Annotated in this window: 15 protein-coding genes; 5 read left to right on the top strand and 10 right to left on the bottom strand. The window is 43.6% G+C overall.

Annotated features, from left to right (window positions below; all coding sequences use genetic code 11):
• Nucleotides 1–1,372, top strand: a 1,372-nt coding sequence (locus ABWY16_RS14220) for a DUF6600 domain-containing protein (protein ID WP_353905310.1), incomplete at its 5' end; no start/stop codon positions are given.
• Between the two features lie 93 nt (nt 1,373–1,465).
• A complete protein-coding gene (locus ABWY16_RS14215) occupies nt 1,466–3,046 on the top strand; it encodes a peptide chain release factor 3 (protein WP_353905309.1) in 1,581 nt (526 codons plus the stop codon).
• Between the two features lie 77 nt (nt 3,047–3,123).
• Here the strand turns inward: ABWY16_RS14215 and ABWY16_RS14210 are convergent, their stop codons facing one another.
• The 10 genes from ABWY16_RS14210 to ABWY16_RS14165 form a co-directional block, all read right to left on the bottom strand.
• Nucleotides 3,124–4,377, bottom strand: a complete 1,254-nt coding sequence (locus ABWY16_RS14210) for a pyridoxal phosphate-dependent aminotransferase (RefSeq protein WP_353905308.1) — start codon at nt 4,375–4,377, stop codon at nt 3,124–3,126.
• Between the two features lie 24 nt (nt 4,378–4,401).
• Nucleotides 4,402–5,733, bottom strand: a complete 1,332-nt coding sequence (gene argH / locus ABWY16_RS14205) for an argininosuccinate lyase (RefSeq protein ID WP_353905307.1) — start codon at nt 5,731–5,733, stop codon at nt 4,402–4,404.
• A gap of 51 nt (nt 5,734–5,784) precedes the next feature.
• Nucleotides 5,785–6,852, bottom strand: coding sequence for a M20 family metallo-hydrolase (locus ABWY16_RS14200; protein ID WP_353905306.1), 1,068 nt, complete (start codon nt 6,850–6,852; stop codon nt 5,785–5,787).
• A gap of 3 nt (nt 6,853–6,855) precedes the next feature.
• Nucleotides 6,856–7,674: a pyrroline-5-carboxylate reductase gene (gene proC, locus ABWY16_RS14195; protein WP_353905305.1), complete on the bottom strand. Its 819-nt coding sequence runs from the start codon at nt 7,672–7,674 to the stop codon at nt 6,856–6,858.
• Between the two features lie 3 nt (nt 7,675–7,677).
• Nucleotides 7,678–8,466 carry an acetylglutamate kinase gene (argB, locus tag ABWY16_RS14190; RefSeq protein WP_353905304.1) on the bottom strand — a complete coding sequence of 263 codons (789 nt, stop codon included), beginning with the start codon at nt 8,464–8,466 and terminating at the stop codon, nt 7,678–7,680.
• Nucleotides 8,467–8,471: 5 nt separating this feature from the next.
• Nucleotides 8,472–9,437, bottom strand: coding sequence for a Rossmann-fold NAD(P)-binding domain-containing protein (locus ABWY16_RS14185; protein ID WP_353905303.1), 966 nt, complete (start codon nt 9,435–9,437; stop codon nt 8,472–8,474).
• Nucleotides 9,434–10,567: an aspartate aminotransferase family protein gene (locus ABWY16_RS14180; RefSeq protein WP_353905302.1), complete on the bottom strand. Its 1,134-nt coding sequence runs from the start codon at nt 10,565–10,567 to the stop codon at nt 9,434–9,436. The genes ABWY16_RS14185 and ABWY16_RS14180 overlap by 4 nt, the downstream gene beginning before the upstream one ends.
• A 71-nt stretch (nt 10,568–10,638) precedes the next feature.
• A complete protein-coding gene (gene argC, locus ABWY16_RS14175; RefSeq protein WP_353905301.1) occupies nt 10,639–11,610 on the bottom strand; it encodes an N-acetyl-gamma-glutamyl-phosphate reductase in 972 nt (323 codons plus the stop codon).
• Nucleotides 11,600–12,793, bottom strand: coding sequence for an argininosuccinate synthase (locus tag ABWY16_RS14170; protein ID WP_353905300.1), 1,194 nt, complete (start codon nt 12,791–12,793; stop codon nt 11,600–11,602). Before ABWY16_RS14170 ends, argC begins: the two co-directional genes overlap by 11 nt.
• Nucleotides 12,794–12,844: 51 nt before the next feature.
• The gene (locus ABWY16_RS14165; protein ID WP_353905299.1) at nt 12,845–13,549 is read right to left on the bottom strand and encodes a GNAT family N-acetyltransferase; all 705 of its coding nucleotides are present in this window, start codon (nt 13,547–13,549) and stop codon (nt 12,845–12,847) included.
• A gap of 596 nt (nt 13,550–14,145) precedes the next feature.
• Between ABWY16_RS14165 and namA the strand changes: the two genes are divergently transcribed.
• From namA to ABWY16_RS14150, 3 genes are read left to right on the top strand one after another with little or no spacing between them, the layout of a single operon-like run.
• Nucleotides 14,146–15,222 (top strand): NADPH dehydrogenase NamA, encoded by a 1,077-nt coding sequence (gene namA, locus ABWY16_RS14160; RefSeq protein WP_353905298.1) that lies wholly within the window; start codon nt 14,146–14,148, stop codon nt 15,220–15,222.
• A 52-nt stretch (nt 15,223–15,274) separates the two neighbouring features.
• A complete protein-coding gene (locus ABWY16_RS14155; RefSeq protein ID WP_353905297.1) occupies nt 15,275–15,580 on the top strand; it encodes a YbaB/EbfC family nucleoid-associated protein in 306 nt (101 codons plus the stop codon).
• Nucleotides 15,581–15,594: 14 nt separating this feature from the next.
• Entirely contained in the window at nt 15,595–16,275 is a 681-nt protein-coding gene (locus ABWY16_RS14150) for a metal-dependent hydrolase (protein WP_353905296.1), read from the top strand.
• Nucleotides 16,276–16,381: the final 106 nt, after the last annotated feature.

The following is a 16,381-nucleotide window of genomic DNA, read 5'->3' as shown; positions in this document are numbered from 1 at the left end:
TTATGGCAGCTGGATAACCGATCGTTTCATTCAGTGGATCTGGAGTCCTGATACCGAATGGGGACCAGCATGGGTAAGTTGGAGAAGTGGTGATGGTTATTATGGCTGGGCTCCTTTGAGTCCTGACTATGATGATATCAGCGATAACAGTGGTTATGATGCTCCGCTGAACTGGTGGGCCTTTATTCCGCAGATCAATATCTACAGCAACAATTACCCGAGTTATTATAACAGAGGACTGGATTTTTATAACCGTACGGCCTTTATCAACTATACTTACAGAGGTGGCGGACGTCCGTTTTATACCGGCCCACGCATAGACGATGTCAGAAGAGTGACCCGCAGGGACGTAACCGTATACCGTGTTAACGCTTCAAACAGACCCGGAAGATATAGCTTCTCGAATAACAACATCAATATCTACCGTCCAAGGGTAACTGGCGGAAGAGGAAGTAATAACAATTCGCCAGGCAACGCGGGCAGACCTAACAATGCAGGTACTGGCCGTCCGGGACAACCAGGAAGGGGAAATACACCTTCAAACGGACAACCAGGCAGAGGATACACACCTTCAAACGGACAGCCCTCAGGGAATAACGGAGGAAGAGGAAACAATGGCCAGCCAGGCAGGAATAACAACGCCGGAATCAATCCTAACGGGCAACCTGCCGGAACAAATCCAGGTGATCCTGGAAGGGGAAATTATAGCCGCCCGGGCAGAGGTAATAATCCCGCAAGCGGTCAGAACGGACAACCTGCAGCAACTAACGGTGGCAGGGGTGTCGATAATCCTGCAGCAGGCAGACCAGAAGGATATACGCCAGTAAGAGCAAATGACCAGGGTCAGCGTCCTCCAATCAGCAGAAGAGAAGGTATAAACAGGCCGCAGCAAATGCAGCAGAATGATCCGCAACGGGCACAACAGGATCTTCAGCGCCAGATGCAGCAGCAGCAACGTCAGCAGCAGCAGATGCAACAGAATGATCAGCAACGTGCACAGCAAAACCAACAGCGCCAGCAGCAGATGCAACAACGCCAACAGCAAATGCAGCAGCAACGTGATGGTCAGCGTACCCAGCAAGATCAGCAGCAACGTGCACAGCAGGATCAACAGCGCCAGCAGCAACGTGCCCAGCAAGATCAGCAGCGTCAGCAGCAGCAGCAAGATCAACAACGCCAGCAGCAACAACAACAACAACAGCAGCGCGCTCAGCAAGATCAGCAGCGCCAGCAACAACAACAGCAGCAGCAGCAACAACAACAGCGCGCTCAGCAAGATCAGCAGCGCCAGCAACAGCAACAGCAACAGCAGCAACAGCAAACCAGGCCGGTGGAACAAGGAAGAGGTGGTCGGGGTGGAAGAGGCAATTAAAAGTATAATGAGAACCGGTCATAATGGCCGGTTTTTATTTTATATATTATATTTATCTTTGCAGCCTTTATCAAGCATTATGCTTAATCCTTTATGATCCACCCCGAAATAGAAAAAAGAAAAACGTTCGCCATTATTAGTCACCCCGATGCCGGTAAAACAACCTTAACTGAGAAGTTCCTGTTATTTGGCGGAGCGATAAACACGGCAGGTGCGGTAAAACGTAACAAAGCCAATCAAAGCAGCACTTCAGATTTTATGGAGATCGAGAAACAACGTGGTATTTCCGTTGCTACCTCTGTAATGGGCTTTGAATATAAAGACAAAAGAATCAATATTCTTGATACGCCCGGTCACAAGGATTTCGCAGAAGACACTTATAGAACCCTATCTGCTGTTGATAGTGTTATCCTTGTAGTAGATTGTGTAAAGGGAGTTGAGGAACAAACAGAAAAACTAATGGCCGTGTGCCGTATGCGCAACACACCGGTAATCATTTTTGTAAACAAGATGGACCGCGAAGGTAAAGACGCATTTGATCTGCTGGATGAGATAGAAAATAAACTGAACATCAGCCTCTGCCCTCTTTCCTGGCCTATCGGACAGGGGCATACTTTCAAAGGGGTTTACAGTATCTACAATAAACACCTCAACCTCTTCGAACCGGACAAAACAAAGATCGCCGATCCGGTAATTGAAGTAAGTGACCTGAATGATGAAAACCTGAATAATTTCCTTAAACCCGCGGAACTTTCAGGATTAAAAAGTGACCTTGAACTTGTAGAGGGCGTTTACGGTTCGCTTGATGCGACGATGTACACCGAAGGTTTACTGGCTCCGGTATTCTTTGGCAGTGCGATCAACAATTTCGGGATCAAAGAACTGCTTGATACTTTCATCAATATTGCACCCAGCCCGAGAAGCAGGGAAGCTGAAGAAAGAGAAGTACTGGTAGAAGAAAAGAATTTCTCAGGTTTCGTATTTAAGATCCATGCCAATCTCGATCCGAAACACCGCGACCGGATTGCTTTTTTGAGGATCTGCTCAGGCAAATTCGAAAGGAATAAATTTTACTACCATACACGTCAGGATAAAAAGCTGAAGTTTTCCAATCCTATGGATTTCATGGCAAATGAAAAAAGCATCGTGGAAGAGGCATGGCCAGGCGACGTTGTAGGATTATATGACAGTGGAAACTTTAAAATCGGAGATACTTTAACTGAGGGAGAGAAACTTCAATTTAAGGGCATTCCGAGCTTTTCTCCTGAAATATTCAAGGAAGTTGAGAACAGAGATCCATTAAGAACAAAGCAGCTGGAGAAAGGCATACAGCAGCTCACAGAAGAAGGAGTTGCACAGTTGTTTATCCAGCAGCCCGGTAACAGAAAGATCATTGGTGCTGTAGGTGACCTTCAGTTTGAGGTTATCGCCTTCCGGCTTGAACATGAATATGGCGCGAAAGCCCATTTCCGCATGCTGAGTTATACAAGGTCCAACTGGGTATCATCTACGGATAAGAAGAAACTGGAAGAATTTGTAAAGCGTAAACAAATGCATATTGGCCAGGATAAAGACGGCAATCCAGTGTTTCTTGCGGACAACGACTTTATGATCAATATGACCAAAAGGGATTATCCGGATATCGAATTCCATAAAACCTCAGAATTTAAGTAATAACAGGGTTATAATAATACCTAAGCAAAAAGGGCCGGTCATAATATTTGATCAGCCCTTTTTTGTATAAGTTTGTATTACTTTAATTTACTCAGCGCAGTTTTAATCCTCGGGATCATCTCATTGATATCCGCCAGCGAGCAACCACCAACAGATGCACGGAACCAGCTTTTCGTTTCATCAGTTCCAAAACAAGAAAAGGGCACAAATGCTGCCAGTGCTTCATTGATCAGGTAAGAGTTTACATCAGTACTGTCTTTTAAAAGATCACCGGCTTCAGTAGTTTTACCGATATAATCGATCTTCAGCGTCAGGTAAATTGCACCCATAGGGACAATCGCATCTACAGCGAAGCCTTCGCTTTTCAATTGCTGGAAACCAACATACAATGCATTCAGGCTTTCCTGGATCTGTTCTTTAAAAGAAGCCATAAACTGGTCAACCAGGTCTTTGTCTGCAAAATATTTGGCTACTGCTACCTGCTCAGCTTTTGGAGCCCAGGCACCGATATGCGTTAGTAAAGCTTTCATCTTCGAAACAACCTCAGCCGGTCCGAAACCCCATCCTACACGGACACCAGTAGCGGCAAGGCATTTGGAAATACCATCGATATAGATCACATAGTCTCTTAATTCAGGACGTAAGCTCACCGGATTGATATGTTCTTTTCCAAAAGTCAACAGGGAATAGATCTGATCATACATAATGTACAATGGTTTTTCACCTTCCGCTCTTGATTTATTTTCTTCAATTACCAGGTCACAAATCTCTTCCAGTTGTTCTTTACTGAACATTGTTCCTGTTGGGTTCAGCGGAGAGCAAAGTGCCAGCAGGGTTGCACCTTTGATATGTGGTCTGAGCAGTTCAGCCGTAGGCATGAAATTAGTTTCTGCAGTAGTTTCCACTGCAATCCCTTCAGCAGAAGAAAGATGGCAGTAGTGGTTATTATTCCATGATGGTGCAGGATAAATCACTTTATCTCCCGGATCTACCAGTGCCAGGTAAGTAGCATAGATCAGCGGGCGTGAACCACCAGATACCAGGATTTCATCTGTATTGAAATCCAGTTCATAACGGTCTTTCAGAATTCCTGCAACAGTTTTTCTTAAAGAAAGCACACCATCAGCAGGAGGATAATTGGTATGGTGCTCATTGTAAGCATTTACAATTTCGTCTTTTAATTCTGATGGAATAGGAAAAATTGAGGGATCAAAGTCTCCAATAGTTAGATTCGCAATTTTAGCACCTTTGCTCTTCAGTTCATTAACTTCGTGACCAATTTTTATGATCTCAGAGCCAATAAGTGACTTTGCTAATATCGATACGCTCATTTTATTTTTTATTAATGGTTAGAATTAAGCCAGCAATTGCTGGATTGCTGTTTTTGTTTTTTCGAAATTGAACTGATCCAGAATTACTTCCATCATCTGTTCAATTTCAGGGTTACAGAGGTTTCCGATACTGCCTTCATGCGTATGGTTGACCTCAACGCCAGGTACAAAGCTACCATTTTCTATAGACTCGCCCACAATCTTATAGGCTTCCCTGAAAGGAATACCCTTCAGCGCAAGATCATTAACCACCTCTACACTAAACAGGTAATCATACTTTTTATCTTTCAGGATATCATTTTTGATATCTATATGCTGCAACATATAAGTAGTCATCTCCAGACACTCGTTCAGCGAAACTATTGATGGAAAAAGGTTTTCCTTCAGCAGCTGCAGGTCACGGTGATAGCCTGATGGCAGATTGGTAATCATCATTGCAATTTCATTAGGCAAAGCCTGAATTTTATTGCAGCGTGATCGGATGAGTTCAAACACATCAGGATTTTTCTTGTGCGGCATGATGCTCGATCCTGTAGTCAGTTCATCAGGAAATTTGATAAAGCCAAAGTTCTGATTGATAAAAAGTGTTACATCCATGGCCATCTTAGCCAGTGTTGCAGCTACAGAAGACATGGCCTGAGCCAGTATCCGTTCAGTTTTCCCTCTACCCATTTGTGCATAAACCACATTATAATTGAGGTTGTCAAAACCAAGCAACTCAGTAGTCATTGTTCTGTTCAGCGGAAAAGATGATCCGTAACCTGCGGCAGAACCCAGAGGATTTTTGTTACAGATCTTCCAGGCAGCCAGCATCACTTCCATGTCATCCACCAAACTCTCAGCATAAGCTCCAAACCACAGTCCGAAAGACGAAGGCATAGCAATCTGCAGGTGTGTATATCCCGGTACCAGTTTATCCTTATGATTATTGCTCAGTGTGATCAGCTCCTGAAATAAAGTTACAGTGTTGCCAACCATCTCTTCAATCCTGTCCCTGAAGAACAGTTTCAGGTCTACCAGTACCTGGTCATTACGTGAGCGTCCGCTGTGGATCTTTTTGCCGGCTTCCCCGATACGCTGGGTAAGCAGCCACTCAACCTGTGAATGCACATCCTCTACAGTATCTTCTATTGTAAATTCCCCGGCTTCAATCTCTGCATAGATCTTCTTCAGTGCCACTTGTATCTCTGCAAGTTCAGGCGCTGTAAGCAGGCCTATACTTTCGAGCATTTCCACATGTGCCAATGAGCCCAGAACGTCAAAAGCTGCCATTTCAAGATCCAGTTCCCTATCTTTCCCTACCGTGAAACTTTCAATACCCTTATTTACTTCTATATTTTTCTGCCAGATCTTCATTTGATATTTATTCTTTTAAATGCAAAAATACAACAATTACCCGGGCGGGAGCTATTTCCCGTTGATCACTGGTTTCAGCATATCGATGTATAATGCTATTCCCGCAGCAATTTCATCTACATATACATACTCATCAGCCATATGCGACCTTGCAGAATCACCCGGACCAACCTTAACGGAAGGAATGCTCAGTAACGCCTGGTCAGACGTTGTTGGTGAGCCATATGTTGTTCTGCCCAGGGCTATTCCCGACTGTACCAAAGGATGTCCTTTGTCAATCGAAGATGGTTTTAACCGTATAGACCTTGGTTTTACATCGCAATCTACATTGGTGCGGATAATTTTAAGTACCTCTTCATTAGTATATGCATCTGTAACGCGTACATCCACAGTAAAAGTACAGGTTGCAGGCACTACATTGTGTTGTGACCCGGCATTGATAATTGTTACTGACATCTTCAGGGGACCAAAAACCTCAGATACTTTTGAAAAGCGGTAATTCCTGAACCAGTCGATATCCTTCAGTGCTTTGTAAATTGCATTGTCTCCTTCTTCCCTTGCGGCATGTCCTGCTTTTCCTGTAACTGTGCAGTCGAGCACCAGCAGTCCGCGTTCTGCAATGGCTAAGTTCATTTCCGTTGGCTCTCCTACAATAGCAAACTCCAGTTCTCCAAGATCAGGAATGACAAGCTCCAGCCCGTTATTTCCTGAGATCTCTTCTTCAGCAGTTGTGGCAAGGCATATATTATACGACAGGCCTTCCTGCTCGTAGAAATAAAGGAAAGTGGCGATCAGCGCAACTAAGCAACCTCCTGCATCGTTACTTCCCAGCCCGAAAAGTTTATCTTCTTCAATTGCAGGTTCATAAGGGTCTCTGGTATAACCAGAATTAGGTTTTACCGTATCATGATGCGAGTTTAACAGCACAGTAGGCTTGCCGGCATCATAATATTTATTGTAAGCCCAGATATTATTGAGTTTACGGTGTATTTTAATTTGTCGTTCCTGCAAAAATTGCCCGATCAGATCAGCTGTTTTATCCTCTTCCTTACTGAAAGACTTGATGCTGATCAATTTCCTCAGCAACTCTAAACTATCCTTTTGCAGTTTTTCTATCATAATTTATCCCTTTGTATATAATTCTCCAGCTTTGGTTGCTGCGAGCTTAATGCCTTTGATCAGGGATGAACTGAATCCATTGTGTTCCATTTCATTGAGGCCCGCAATGGTACATCCCTTTGGCGAAGTTACTTTATCTATTTCCTGTTCAGGATGTGACTGCATTTGTAACAGCAGATCCGCTGCGCCTTTAGCCGTCTGAACAGCCATCTTCAACGCTTCATCCGCATGGAAACCTATTTCTACACCGCCCTGCGAAGCAGCACGGATAGCGCGTAGGAAGAAGGCGATACCACAGGCGCATAAAGCCGTAGCTGAGGTCATCAGGTCTTCATTGATTTTAATTACTGATCCTACCGTTTCGAACATCTTCGTTACTTCTTCGATATGTTCTTTGGAAGCGTTGTCAGATGCCACGCAGGTCATGGACTGACCGATAGCAATAGCGGTATTAGGCATAGCACGGATCACTTCCAGGCCTTCTTTCAGCTTGTTGCGGATATCCGCACAGCTTACGCCAGAAGCTACTGAAATAACTACATGTTTTTTAATATCTATTACCGGTGCGATTTCTTCCATCAGTACATTCAGCTGTTGTGGGAGTACCGCCAGGACGATAATATCCGCATCCGCAACAATAGCCGCATTATCAGTGCTTACCACATAACCCTGGTCCGCAAATTCTTTCAGTTTGCTTATATTTCTCCGGGTGAGGCTAATCTGATCAGCTTTTACATAATCTGCTTTCACTAAACCCTTTGCCAGTGAAAGTCCGATGTTCCCGCTGCCAAGTATGGCTATATTTCCTGTAAATTGTCCCATATTCTAATCTATTAATCTGGTTCCGAAACCTTTGATATCAATTTCCGGCAGCTCATCGGCTTTGCCGATATAAACTGCTTTTACACCCTGTCTTATTGCCTCAAAAGCGTTGTGCAGTTTGGGGATCATTCCACCCGAGACAACACCCTCATCTTTCAGCGTATCAAATTCACTGCGTTTGATCTCTGTTACCAGTGAAAGATCATCTTCCACATCACGGAGTACGCCTTTTTTCTCAAAGCAGTAAACCAGGCGGGTTTCATAAACAGAAGACATTGCTACGGCAACAGCAGAGGCAATGGTGTCGGCATTGGTATTTAAAAGCTGGGTATCCCCATCATGCGTAATTGCACAAAGTACGGGTACCAGGCCGCTCGTCAATAAGCTATCCAGGGTCTTTACGGAAACAGAAGATTCATCCAGGTCGCCCACAAAGCCATAGTCAATTTTTCCCACAGGACGTTTTACCGCTTTGATGACGTTTCCATCTGCACCACTCAGGCCAATGGCATTACATCCCTTGGCCTGCAGCTGCGCTACCATGTTTTTATTGATCAGTCCGGCGTAAACCATAGTCACAATACGAAGAGTTTCTATATCAGTGATCCGTCGTCCATCTACCATCTTAGGTTCTATACCTAAAGAGCTGCCCAGTTCAGTAGCGATCTTTCCTCCGCCATGGACCAGAATCTTATCTCCGGGCAAAGCCCTGAAATCCAGCAGAAACTGGTGCAGTTTCTCCGAATTGTCAATTACATTACCGCCAATTTTTATAATCGTTAACTGCTTCATCGATTTTAAGATAAACCTTCTAACAGGTCTTTCAATACAGCCTGTGCAGCCCATAAACGGTTGCCGGCTTCATGAATAACCAGTGAATTTGGCCCATCCAGAATTTCGGAGGACAATTCAAGGTCCCTGCGCACAGGTAAACAGTGCATTACTTTTGCATTATTTGTATCCTTCAGTTTGTCATTGTTCATCATCCATCCGTCAGGGTAGGTAAGTACCTTACCGTATTCTTTGAAACTCGACCAGTTTTTTACGTAGATATAGTCGGCTCCCTTCAGTGCCTCTTCCAGGTTGTACATGATGTTTGCTCCCGGGGTAAAATCTTCCGACAGTTCATATCCTTCAGGCTGTACGATTGTAAAATCAAGCATATCCAGTTCCTGCGCTTTGCACATCCATTCAGAAAATGAGTTTGGTACTGCCTGAGGCAATGCTTTCACATGCGGTGCCCATGCAAGTACCACCTTTGGTTTAGCTGCACCTTTCCAGGTTTCCCTGATGGTTACCAGATCCGCAAGACTTTGTAAAGGGTGACGCGTTGCACTCTCCAAGCTTACTACCGGAACGCCGCAGTATTTGATAAATTTGTTAAAGAAATCCTCATTGTAATCTTCATCCCTGTTGGACAGTTTTGGAAAAGAGCGCAGGCCCAGGATATCACAATACTGCCCCATTACAGCTGCAGCTTCGCGGATATGCTCAACAGTGGTACCGTTCATTACGATGCCGTCTTCAGTTTCGAGTGCCCATCCCTCCTTGTCCATGTTCATCACCATTACGCTCATGCCCAGATTGATTGCAGCTTTTTGTGTGCTCAGACGTGTACGCAGGCTTGGGTTCAGAAAAACCAGTCCGAGGGTTTTATTTTTTCCCAGATGCTGATGTGCATAAGGGTTTTCTTTTAATGCGAGGGCATCTTTTACCAATTGGTCAATGTCTTCAACATCTTTTACAGCGGTGAATTGGTTCATCCTTTTAAGGCAATTTTAAAGTTTTCTAAAAAATGATCGGCTTGTTCTTTGTTCAGGTTAAGTGCAGGCAATAACCTGATCACGTTAGGCTTAGCCTCTCCTGTAAAGATATGCTGTTTAAATAACAAGTTCTTTTTAACCTGTGATAATTCTTCAGGAAGATCAATCCCTATCATTAAACCTCGTCCCCTCACCTCTTTTATCTCTTCAATTTTCCTCAGTTCAGTGATCAGATAGTTACCTACTTCTTCTGCATTCTTCATCAGGTTGTCCTTCTCCATTACCTCGAGCACTGCCAGTGCCGCAGCACAGGCCAGATGGTTACCTCCAAAAGTGGTTCCCAGCATATAGTGCCATGGCTTAAATTTGGCAGCGATAGAGATTCCGGCGACAGGGAAGCCATTACCCATCCCTTTAGCCATTGTATATACATCGGCGTCTACGCCTGAATAATCATGAGAATAGAATGTTCCTGTCCTGCCGTAACCGCATTGTACACTATCAGCAATATACACTGCGTTGTACTCGTCACAAAGTGCACGGATCAGCTGAAGGAAACTTATGGAAGCTTCTTTGATACCGCCCACTCCCTGGATGCCTTCAATAATGACAGAACTGATCTCGTTGCCATAGCTGGCAAAAGCATCTTTTAGTGCCTGCTCATCATTAAAAGGAAGAAATACAACGTTATCCGTTTCATTTACAGGCGCGATGATTTTTGGATTATCTGTAGCAGAAACTGCCAGGGAAGTTCTCCCGTGGAAAGCACCTTTAAAAGCAATAACTTTCTTTCTGCCGTTATAAAAGGAAGCCAGTTTAAGCGCATTTTCATTTGCTTCGGCACCAGAGTTACAAAGGAATAACTGGTAATCGGTTTTGCCCGATACTTTGCCCAGTTTCTCTGCCAGTTCTACCTGCAACGGAATTTTTACTGAATTGGAGTAAAAGCCAACTTTAGCCAGCTGGTCAGTTAAACGTTTTACATAATGCGGATGGGTATGTCCGATAGAGATTACAGCATGACCGCCGTAAAGATCCAGGTATTCCTGACCACTGGCATCCCAGACAGTACTGCCTGAGGCTTTAACAATTTCAATATCGTTTAAAGGGTATACATCGAATAAGTTCATTTTTAAAAGCTTTTGCCCGGAGCATCTCCGGGATGATGAATAAAATAAGAATAAGTACTGTTCAGCAGCGCTTAAAAAGCACTTGCCTTTAAGCGCAGTCCCTGCCGCTCATCCAGCCCAAACATCAAATTCATATTTTGCACAGCCTGTCCGCTTGCTCCTTTCAGCAAGTTATCAATCATACTGATAATCAAAAGCTGGCTACCATGCTTTTCAACGTGCACCAGGCCTTTGTTTGTATTCACCACCTGTTTCAGATCAATATTGTTTTTGCTTACATGGGTAAAAGGATGGCCTGCGTAGTACTCTTCATAAATTACCTGAGCCTCTTCGGCTGTCAGGTCGCTTTCCAGGTACATCGCCGCCAGAATACCCCTTGTAAAGTCTCCACGCTGAGGGATAAAGTTTAATGGCACATCAAATGCGGCATCCAGCTGTACCAGACTCTGCCCGATTTCGTTCAGATGCTGATGTTCAAATGCTTTATATACCGAAAGGTTATTGTTGCGCCAGCTAAAGTGTGAGGTGGGGCTTAAACCCTGTCCCGCACCGGTTGAACCTGTAGTGGCATTGATATGCACATCTTTTTTGATCAGCCCTTTTGCTGCCAGTGGCAACAATCCCAATTGGATACAGGTAGCAAAACAGCCCGGATTAGCAATGTAGCTGACCGTTCTGATGCGTTCCCTGTTCAGCTCCGGCAAACCATAAACCCATTTGGTTCCCGCAGCTTCGGCTAACCTGAAATCCTGGCTCAGGTCAATGATCTTAATGCCTTCCTTTACGGGATTTTCTTCGAGAAATTTCCTGGCTGTACCATGGCCTACGCAGAGGAACAGCACATCAATATCCTGTGAAAGTTCTTCGGTGAAACGCAGGTCTGTATCTCCCAGCAGGTCTGTATGCACATCAGAAATGAGATTTCCGCCATTGCTGTTGCTATGTACAAATGTGATCTCCACATCAGGATGGTTGATCAGCAGGCGCAACATTTCGCCGCCTGTGTACCCGGCACTGCCAATTATACCTGCTTTAATCTTCATTGCTGTTCACTTTATGCCAGATCATTACCTGGTTACCAAATATTTTAGAGAATCCTTTTACGTCTTCCCCACTCCAGGAATTGTTCATCTCTCCGTAGCTGCCAAATTTGTTGCTCATCAGATCATGATCAGACTCAATTCCGATGATCTGGAACCTGTAAGGAAGCAGTTCTACAAATACTTTACCGCTAACGGTTTTTTGTGTATCGGCCAGGAAAGCTTCAATATTGCGCATAATCGGATCGTGAAACTGACCTTCATGCAGCCAGTTACCGTAGAACGAAGCCAGTTGCTCTTTCCATGACAGCTGCCATTTGGTCAATGTATGTTTTTCAAGGGTATGGTGTGCTTTGATGATCACCATTGGTGCTGCTGCTTCAAAACCTACACGGCCTTTAATTCCGATAATGGTATCGCCTACGTGGATATCGCGTCCAATTCCATAAGGCTGCGCGATAGCCTGAAGTTTCTGGATTGCTGTTACAGGATCTAAGGTTTCGCCGTCAATACCTGTAAGTTCGCCTTTTTCGAAAGTAAGTTCAATCCTGCGGGCTTCTGTTTCAGAAACCTGGGTTGGCCATGCTTCTTCAGGAAGGGTTTCATTCGAAGTAAGGGTTTCTTTTCCGCCTACTGATGTTCCCCATAAACCTTTATTGATGGAGTACCTTGCTTTTTCGGCACTGTAAACCACACCATGGTTATTTAAATATTCTATTTCCGCTTCGCGGGATAATTTCAGATCTCTTATCGGTGTAATGATTTCTACGTTAGGGATGATGATATTAAAGATCATATCAAATCTCACCTGGTCATTTCCTGCACCCGTACTACCGTGTGCAACATAGTCGGCACCAATCTTTTTTACATAATTTGCAATTGCAGTAGCCTGGCTTACACGCTCAGCACTTACAGAAAGCGGGTATGTAGCATTTTTCAATACGTTACCAAAAACAAGATATTTAATACATCCTGCGTAATAATTTGCAGTTTCATCTACTACAGCATGAGAAGCTACACCCAGGGCATATGCTCTTTTTTCGATTTCCTGTAGTTCTTCTTCAGAAAAACCACCTGTATTCACAATCACTGAATGCACTTCAAGACCACGGTCCTGTGCAAGATGAATACAGCAAAATGAAGTATCTAAACCTCCGCTAAAAGCTAAAACTACTTTCTTTTTCATATTATTTTTAATGGTTATGGTATCGTGACGACTCATCATCACTGGTAAATATTATTTAAAAAACAACGATGATAACTGAAGGATGGACTTCATTCCTCCTTTTTCATCTGATTTGGGCTTCAGCACCAGTCTTTGTTTGATGCGCATAAAACGTTCATACAATTTGGGCTTGCGCTCCAGCTCCTCGGCAAATTTCTTTGCCACATCATGTTTTTGCGTAGCGGGATCATACAGCATGGCTGTACACATGCAGTTTTTGCGGTCCTTACTTTTGAGGATTTCGAAGTTAACACAGCTCTGGCAGCCTTTCCAGAAGTCTTCATCCTGTGTAAGCTCAGAATAAGTTACCGGTTCATAGCCCAGATCAGAGTTAATCTTCATTACCGCAAGTCCGGTAGTCAAACCAAATATTTTGGCTTTGGGATACTTTTGTCTTGATAACTCAAATATTTTTTCTTTGATGGTATGCGCCAGTCCCACTTTTCTGAATTTCGGACTTACGACCAAACCAGAATTAGCGACAAACTGCCCGTGGCTCCATGTTTCGATATAACAGAAGCCGGCCCATGAGCCATCTTTGTGAAAAGCAATGACAGATTTCCCCTCAGACATTTTACCAGCAACGTAGTCCGGGGAACGTTTAGCGATACCTGTACCTCTTGCCTTTGCAGATTCGGCCATTTCTTCACAGATCTCTTCTGCAAAAACACGATGTTCAGGAAGTGCAACCTGCACTATAAAATCGTTTATATTCATTAATAGTTAACGAAAAAAAATAAATATTCTGATTAATTGGTTTTGGTTAGAGAGGACACTACCTCTATGATTGAGTAAGATAACTCAAATACGGGGTGTATAATTTTGCCGGCTGGTTGTTACATAAATGACAGGCTGCAAACGCTCAATATATAAACTCCTCGCAGCAATGTTTTTTGCTGTTACAATCGAAAGTTTATGTGTGGCTTGCTTTATCATTTTCTGTATAAATCCCGCTTTAAATTACTGAAGGTGTAAAGGTTTAAATAAATATTGAGTTGTGCAATACGTTTCTCATTTTTTTACATTGTATCAACTCCCGCCTAACTTCCGCTGGGCCTCACAAAAGTAGGCTTTATTTAAAAAACAGCGGCAAAATAATATTAAATCTATGTTATTTTTTATTTGTCTGCCGTCCCCGCTAAAACCATTTTCCTCTCCCTGTTCCGTGCTTGCAACAAATACAATCTGTTTGTGTTTCAAAAAATTATTCGGTATTGCCGTTAGTATCTGTTTTCTGTCATATGTTATTTGTTAAAACACTTATGGAATAAATGTGTGTTACTATCATTTAATTTGTATCAAAATATATTATCATGTCTATATTATTATCGCCCTTCGACATAAAAAATGTCCACTTGAAAAACAGGATTGTGGTGTCTCCGATGTGCCAGTATTCTGCGAAAGATGGTTTTGCCAATGATTGGCATTTAGTGCATTTAGGCGGCCGCGCAGTTGGCGGCGCAGCGCTGATCATCCAGGAAGCTACTTCTGTCTCGCCAGAAGGCAGGATTTCACCTTATGATCTGGGAATCTGGTCTGACGAACATATTTCATTTTTAAAACGCATCACTACGTTTATTAAAGAAAATGGAGCCGTACCGGGCGTACAACTGGCACATGCAGGTAGAAAAGCCAGCTTTGATACTCCCTGGAACGGCAGTAAACAAATTACAGCAGCAGATGGCGGATGGGATACCGTGGCTCCAAGTGCCATTCCTCATACGGAGGGAAATGTTGCACCCGAAGAATTAAGCATTGAAGGCATCGAAAAAATAAAGGCAGATTTCAGATCTGCCACCAAAAGATGTATCGAAGCCGGATATGAAGTATTGGAACTCCATGGCGCCCACGGGTATCTTTTGCACCAGTTCCTTTCTCCGCTAAGTAACCAGCGAACCGATGAGTATGGCGGAAGTTTTGAGAACAGGATACGTTTTGTTCTGGAAGTAGTTGCTGCTGCTCAGGAAGTATGGCCTGCCGGAAACCCATTATTTGTGCGGATTTCCGCTACCGACTGGGCTGAAGGTGGATGGTCATCCGAAGAATCAGTGAAACTTTCTGCGATCCTGAAAGACCAGGGCGTAGACCTCATCGACTGCTCTTCAGGTGGTAATATCTCTTACCAGGAAATCCCTTTATCTCCCGGTTACCAGGTCAGGTTTGCCGAAGAGATTAAAAAACAAACAGGTGTACCTACAGGTGCCGTAGGACTGATTACCGATGCCCGTCAGGCAGAAGAGATCCTTCAGGAAGGCAAAGCCGATCTGATTATCATGGCCCGGGAATTACTGAGAGATCCTTATTTTCCGCTGCACGCTGCTTATGAACTGAATGAAGAACCTGAATGGCCTGTGCAGTACGAAAGAGCCAAACCCAGGAAAAAAGGATAAATCTTTAAATCAAAAATCCCTTACTTTGGTTTTTATTTAAAACTAGATTATTATGTTCGATAAATTAATGGCAGCTCAGCAAAAAGCTGAGGAAATAAAAAAACGTTTGGATACAGTTTCTGTTTTTGCAGAAGTTGAAGGTGGTGCAATCAAGGTTACTGCTACGGCCAATAAAGCGATAACGGCTATAGAAATCAATGATGATTTCTTTAAAGATGCCGATAAGGAAGAGATCGAAGAACTACTGCTTACAGCAATAAACAAAGTGCTGCAACAGGCAGAAGATGTAAGCGCAAGGGAAATGCAGGCTGCTACACAGGACATGCTGGGCGGTCTTGGTGGTATGTTTGGAAACTAAAAATTATTAAAATTATGAAATTTACATATTACGGGCACTCTACTTTCCTTTTGGAAGCTGATGGAAAAAAGTTTCTATTTGATCCTTTTATCACGCAGAATCCCCTGGCTTCAGGGATTGATGTAAAAGCTATTGAAGCTGATTACATTTTTGTGAGCCATGGCCATGGTGACCATACCGGCGACCTTGTGCTTCTGGGAAAACAAACCGGAGCTAAGATCATCGCTATGGCTGAGGTTGCACAATGGGCGGGTAGTCAGGGTCTGACTAACCTTCACGCTATGAATTACGGTACTTACAAATTTGATTTTGGAAAAGTACGCATGGTTTGGGCTACGCATTCAAGCTCTATGCCTGATGGAAGTTATGGTGGTAACCCGGCTGGTTTCGTAGTGGAACTTGAAGGGAAATCTATCTATTATGCGGGGGATACTTCGCTGAATATGGATATGAAACTGCTGGCTGAGCTTTATTCATTGGATTATGCGATTTTGCCTGTTGGGGGTAACTATACTATGGATACTGATGATGCTTTGATTGCATCGAAATTTGTGAACTGTGACCGTGTGATCGGGGTACATTATAATACTATGCCTGAGATCAGTATTGATACTGACGTAGCTGTAGCTAAATTTGCAAGAGAGAACAAGCAGTTGTTTTTACCAGCAATTGGTGAAACTATTGAATTGGTGTAATCTTTTTATTACTTGATAGCTGAGATCTTCTTGCTTCGCTTAAAAATGACAAAGGGTATTTCAATGCTGGCTGCTGCTGAAGGGCACCAGAAGGCATTGAAATACC

Origin of the sequence: Pedobacter sp. (assembly GCF_040513095.1) — a bacterium.
In the GTDB taxonomy this organism is placed as follows: Bacteria; Bacteroidota; Bacteroidia; order Sphingobacteriales; family Sphingobacteriaceae; genus Pedobacter.
The sequence above is the reverse complement of the archived record's forward strand: the minus strand, read 5'-3'. Positions and strand labels throughout refer to the sequence as shown.